Genomic DNA, 6,187 nt, shown 5'->3' with positions numbered 1-6,187 from the left:
CTGATGAAACCTGAACTCTCCGCTGCAAGGGAGGAGTCAGGCTTTGGCTGGAACAAGTTTTTACCTGGCATCGAGCTATTTTCGCAGGGGGCTACCCCCCAACTATTGTCGCCGCTGCTGCGTTTCACAACCGAGTTCGAGATGGATCGGAGTGGTTCCACAGCGCCATGGACACCAGGATAGACATCAGCCAATTCAGGTGATGTCTCTGTCTTGTTCCCAGGTGAACCCTGAGAACTGCATAGAAGCTGGTCCCGGCACACCGCTTGCGCAGCTGCTGGTACCCGTCTGGAAGGATTGGGTATCTTGCTTCAAGAGCTTTGATGTGGTCAAGCCCTCGGTCTATTAGTACTCCTCCGCTTCACACATTACTGCGCTTCCACGTAGAGCCTATCAACGGGTGTTCTGCCCGTGACCTTACTGGCTAACGCCATGGGAATACTCATCTTGAGGTGGGCTTCCCACTTAGATGCTTTCAGCGGTTATCCACTCCGCACATGGCTACCCAGCGTTTACCGTTGGCACGATAACTGGTACACCAGAGGTGCGTTCCTCCCGGTCCTCTCGTACTAGGGAGAAATCCTCTCAATATTCCTGCGCATGCACCGGATATGGACCGAACTGTCTCACGACGTTCTGAACCCAGCTCGCGTACCGCTTTAATGGGCGAACAGCCCAACCCTTGGGACCGACTTCAGCCCCAGGTTGCGATGAGCCGACATCGAGGTGCCAAACCTCCCCGTCGATGTGAACTCTTGGGGGAGATCAGCCTGTTATCCCTAGAGTAACTTTTATCCGTTGAGCGACGGCCCTTCCACTCAGAACCGTCGGATCACTAAAGCCGGGTTTCCCCCCTGTTCGACTTGTAGGTCTCACAGTCAAGCCTGCTTCTGCTTTTGCACTCGTCGGCTGATTTCCAACCAGCCTGAGCAGACCTTTGCGCGCCTCCGTTACCTTTTAGGAGGCGACCGCCCCAGTCAAACTGCCCACCAGATACTGTCCGGTCCCCGGATAACGGGTGACCGTTAGAATCCTAGCTCTGAAAGAGTGGTATCTCACCGTTGGCTCACCATCACCCGCAAGCAATGGATCAAAGCCTCCCACCTATCCTGCGCATTCAGAGCCCGGACACAATACCAAGCTACAGTAAAGCTTCATAGGGTCTTTCTGTCCAGGTGCACGTAGTCCGCATCTTCACAGACAATTCTATTTCGCCGAGCCTCTCTCCGAGACAGCGCCCAGATCGTTACGCCTTTCGTGCGGGTCGGAACTTACCCGACAAGGAATTTCGCTACCTTAGGACCGTTATAGTTACGGCCGCCGTTCACCGGGGCTTCAGTCGCTAGCTTCGCTTTCGCTGACCAACTTCCTTAACCTTCCGGCACTGGGCAGGCGTCAGCCCCCATACATCGTCTTGCGACTTAGCGGAGACCTGTGTTTTTGGTAAACAGTCGCCTGGGCCTATTCACTGCGACCACCTTGCGGTGGCACCCCTTCTCCCGAAGTTACGGGGTCATTTTGCCGAGTTCCTTAGAGAGAGTTACCTCGCGCCCCTCGGTATTCTCTACCACCCCACCTGTGTCGGTTTCGGGTACAGGCAATCATGCCTTAACGGGTATAGGGCTTTTCTTGGAAGCTTGACGTCACCAACTTCGCTGCCGTAGCAGCTCGCACTCACGCCTCAGCTCAAACCGTTTTCGCCGGTTCTCAACGCCTCGAACGCTTGGACCAGTAACCAACATCTGGCTTGGCTAGCCTTCTCCGTCCCCCTTCCCAAAACATGATCGGTACAGGAATGTTGACCTGTTGTCCATCGACTACGCCTTTCGGCCTCGCCTTAGGTCCTGACTAACCCTCCGCGGACGAGCCTGCCGGAGGAACCCTTAGGGTTTCGGGGCATGGGATTCTCACCCATGTTTTCGCTACTCAAGCCGACATTCTCACTTCCATGCAGTCCACGCCCGCTTACGCTAACGCTTCACCCCACATGGAACGCTCCCCTACCATTAAACAAGTTTAATCCGCAGCTTCGGTACAATGCTTAGCCCCGTTCATTTTCGGCGCAGGATCGCTCGACCAGTGAGCTATTACGCACTCCTTTGAGGATGGCTGCTTCTAGGCAAACCTCCTGGTTGTCTGGGCAATCCCACCTCCTTTATCACTCAGCATTGATTTGGGGACCTTAGCTGGCGGTCTGGGCTGTTTCCCTTTCGACCATGGAGCTTATCCCCCACAGTCTGACTGCCTAGCTACACACAGGGTATTCAGAGTTTGTCTCGATTTGGTACCGCTCTCGCAGCCCGCACCGAAACAGTGGCTTTACCCCCCTGCTGGAGCACTAGACGCTACGCCTCAACGTATTTCGGGGAGAACCAGCTAGCTCCGGGTTCGATTGGCATTTCACCCCTAACCACAGCTCATCCGCTGATTTTTCAACATCAGTCGGTTCGGACCTCCACTTGGTATCACCCAAGCTTCATCCTGGCCATGGTTAGATCACCCGGGTTCGGGTCTATAAACACTGACGATCGCCCTATTCAGACTCGCTTTCGCTATGGCTCCACCATTCCCGGTTTAACCTGCCAGTGCCTATAAGTCGCCGGCTCATTCTTCAACAGGCACGCGGTCACCCGATCAGTCGGGCTCCCACTGCTTGTAAGCTCACGGTTTCATGTTCTATTTCACTCCCCTCCCGGGGTTCTTTTCACCTTTCCCTCGCGGTACTGTTGCGCTATCGGTCACACAGGAGTACTTAGCCTTACGAGGTGGTCCTCGCAGATTCACACGGAATTTCACGTGCTCCGTGCTACTCGGGATACAGCTAGGCCAACTTCATTTTTGATTACGGGGCTTTCACCCTCTATGGCGCGCCATTCAAACGCTTCTTCTAAATCCGTTGGTCCACGTTGCTGTCCCACAACCCCGATGGTCGAAACCATCGGTTTAGGCTCTTCCCCGTTCGCTCGCCGCTACTGAGGGAGTCGTTTTTACTTTCCTTTCCTCCAGCTACTAAGATGTTTCAGTTCGCTGGGTTGGCTCGCGCTACCCTATGGATTCAGGTAGCCGTTCTAGGGGTTGCCCCATTCGGAAATTCCCGGATCAAAGCGTGTTTCCAGCTCCCCGAGACTTATCGCAGGTAACCACGTCCTTCATCGCCTCTGTGTGCCAAGGTATCCACCGTGAGCCCTTTGTAGCTTGACCAATTATCCTTCCAGTGCTTCAGGCTGTTGAGGCCCATTCTCTCAAGATTCTTGGCTTTAACCTTCCTCCTCTCTTTGCAGAGCATCGGCTGGCCAACTCCAGAATGCATGGATCAGACTCCCCGACCTTGAACACCTGTGGCATTCAACTTGGGAAGAACACTGGAAGGTCTCGGCTCTTGAAACAGAAATCCCACTATCTTGCCTCCATGCTGATCACTCAGCGATGGAAACGACAATGGGCATCTGCAAGATGCTTTATCTTTCCAGACTTTTCTATGCAGTTGTCAAGGTTCTGCTGAACAGCAGCTGATTCAAACCCATCCAGAGCTGGTTGGCTCTGGCAGTGCTTGGATCAGGCTTGAGTCCAGCGTCCTATCAACCATCAGTCACTTGCTGCTACGACTGGGTCGACGCTGCAAACCTGTTGGCATGAAAGGAAGCTGGAGTCATCGGCTCCAACCCTTTCTCCGATCTTGATCACACCACACAGCTCACGGAATTCAACTCCGCATCCTTGGGGAAACCCGCTTCAGTTGGATGGAGGTAGATGGAGGTTAGCGGACTCGAACCGCTGACATCCTGCTTGCAAAGCAGGCGCTCTACCAACTGAGCTAAACCCCCAAACACGAATGGGCCATCCTGGACTTGAACCAGGGACCTCACCCTTATCAGGGGTGCGCTCTAACCACCTGAGCTAATGGCCCAGGAGTTGCTTCCTCATTAGGCTCAATCTATTCATTCCAATGAATCACTTGATGTGAACCATTAGATTGGACAGGTTGGGACCCTGTGGGGTGACCTAGACAAAGTTTAGGAACTGAAAAGACTCGTCGGCACAGAACTCATCACCCTTGCAGGTCACAAGTCTTGCCGCTCATCCATTGAGGTACCGATCGACCTAGAGATGACAGGATCATGGCCTGAGAATAAAGTACTCAGACATCACGATCGGGTATTGTCTCCCTGTTAGGAGGTGATCCAGCCGCACCTTCCGGTACGGCTACCTTGTTACGACTTCACCCCAGTCATCAGCCCCACCTTCGGCATCCTCCTCCCTTACGGGTTGGAGTAACGACTTCGGGCGTGGCCAACTTCCATGGTGTGACGGGCGGTGTGTACAAGGCCCGGGAACGTATTCACCGCAGTATGCTGACCTGCGATTACTAGCGATTCCTCCTTCACGTAGGCGAGTTGCAGCCTACGATCTGAACTGAGCCACGGTTTATGGGATTTGCTAGCTCTCGCGAGTTTGCTGCCCTTTGTCCGTAGCATTGTAGTACGTGTGTAGCCCAGGATGTAAGGGGCATGATGACTTGACGTCATCCACACCTTCCTCCGGTTTATCACCGGCGGTCTCTCTAGAGTGCCCAACTGAATGCTGGCAACTAAAGACGTGGGTTGCGCTCGTTGCGGGACTTAACCCAACATCTCACGACACGAGCTGACGACAGCCATGCACCACCTGTCACTGCGCTCCCGAAGGCACTCCCTCGTTTCCAAGGGATTCGCAGGATGTCAAACCCTGGTAAGGTTCTTCGCGTTGCATCGAATTAAACCACATACTCCACCGCTTGTGCGGGCCCCCGTCAATTCCTTTGAGTTTCACACTTGCGTGCGTACTCCCCAGGCGGAACACTTAACGCGTTGGCTACGACACCGAGGGGGTCGATTCCCCCGACACCTAGTGTTCATCGTTTACGGCCAGGACTACAGGGGTATCTAATCCCTTTCGCTCCCCTGGCTTTCGTCCATGAGCGTCAGTTATGGCCCAGCAGAGCGCCTTCGCCACTGGTGTTCTTCCCGATATCTACGCATTTCACCGCTACACCGGGAATTCCCTCTGCCCCTACCACACTCTAGCCTTGTAGTTTCCATCGCCGAAATGGAGTTAAGCTCCACGCTTTAACGACAGACTTTCAAGGCCGCCTGCGGACGCTTTACGCCCAATAATTCCGGATAACGCTTGCCACTCCCGTATTACCGCGGCTGCTGGCACGGAATTAGCCGTGGCTTATTCATCAAGTACCGTCAGATCTTCTTCCTTGATAAAAGAGGTTTACAGCCCAGAGGCCTTCATCCCTCACGCGGCGTTGCTCCGTCAGGCTTTCGCCCATTGCGGAAAATTCCCCACTGCTGCCTCCCGTAGGAGTCTGGGCCGTGTCTCAGTCCCAGTGTGGCTGATCATCCTCTCAGACCAGCTACTGATCGAAGCCTTGGTGCGCCATTACCACACCAACTAGCTAATCAGACGCGGGCTCATCCTCAGGCGAAAACTCATTTCACCTCTCGGCATATGGGGTATTAGCGGTCGTTTCCAACCGTTATCCCCCTCCTGAGGGCAGATTCCCACGCGTTACTCACCCGTCCGCCACTAACCCGAAGGTTCGTTCGACTTGCATGTGTTAAGCACGCCGCCAGCGTTCATCCTGAGCCAGGATCAAACTCTCCGTTGTAGATCAAACCCTCTTGACTCATCCTTTCAGACTTGTCTCAGCTTGATTTGCTCACCCATCAGCTCCCACTGGCGTAGGCCTGATAGTTGATGCCACTTCCTCTGACAGAAGCGTTCAAAGAGTGCACTAAAATCTCGCTCGCTTTCGCAACCAATCTCTCGTGACTTTCCAGGATCTCAGATCCGGTCGCAGGTCTCCCCTGTCGGCACACCTATTGATTGCACCTCGTGAGGGGCACAACCAACACACCAACAGAAGATCCCGCTAATTTCTTTTTGACGGGACCTCACACCTTCACTGCATTCTTCTGCCATCCAGCTATCCCTCCCCTCAATCTCACTCTCCCTCTCAGGACAGCGGACTCAGGCTGCAGAAGCCGGACGACGCAGTAAAAGCGTCAGTTCCTAAACTTTTCGGTTGTCCAGGTGCTCCTTCCGCCCTCTCGGGCTTCCGGTTTCAGCGGCCTCGCGACCGCCTCTTGAACTTACAACACCGGTGGCTCGCGCCTCCTTCGTCGTAAGTCGCCTCAGA

The 6,187-nt window shown here is 54.3% G+C and carries 2 tRNA genes and 3 rRNA genes; all 5 read right to left on the bottom strand.

Annotated elements, in window-relative coordinates:
- Positions 1–62: 62 nt before the first annotated feature.
- The 5 genes from rrf to CJZ98_RS16925 all read right to left on the bottom strand — a co-directional run bounded on the left by rrf (position 63) and on the right by CJZ98_RS16925 (position 5,656).
- Positions 63–179, bottom strand: a 5S ribosomal RNA gene (gene rrf / locus CJZ98_RS16945).
- Between the two features lie 146 nt (positions 180–325).
- Positions 326–3,201, bottom strand: a 23S ribosomal RNA gene (locus tag CJZ98_RS16940).
- A gap of 550 nt (positions 3,202–3,751) precedes the next feature.
- A tRNA-Ala gene (locus CJZ98_RS16935) sits at positions 3,752–3,824 on the bottom strand.
- 9 nt (positions 3,825–3,833) lie between these two features.
- A tRNA-Ile gene (locus CJZ98_RS16930) sits at positions 3,834–3,907 on the bottom strand.
- A 262-nt stretch (positions 3,908–4,169) separates the two neighbouring features.
- Positions 4,170–5,656 (bottom strand): 16S ribosomal RNA (locus CJZ98_RS16925).
- Together the 16S, 23S and 5S rRNA genes with 2 tRNA genes alongside form the textbook arrangement of a ribosomal RNA operon.
- Positions 5,657–6,187: the final 531 nt, after the last annotated feature.

It is taken from the genome of Vulcanococcus limneticus LL, assembly GCF_002252705.1.
Taxonomy (GTDB): domain Bacteria; phylum Cyanobacteriota; class Cyanobacteriia; order PCC-6307; family Cyanobiaceae; genus Vulcanococcus; species Vulcanococcus limneticus.
Note: the sequence above shows the minus strand (reverse complement) of the source record. Positions and strands in the feature narration are given on the sequence as shown.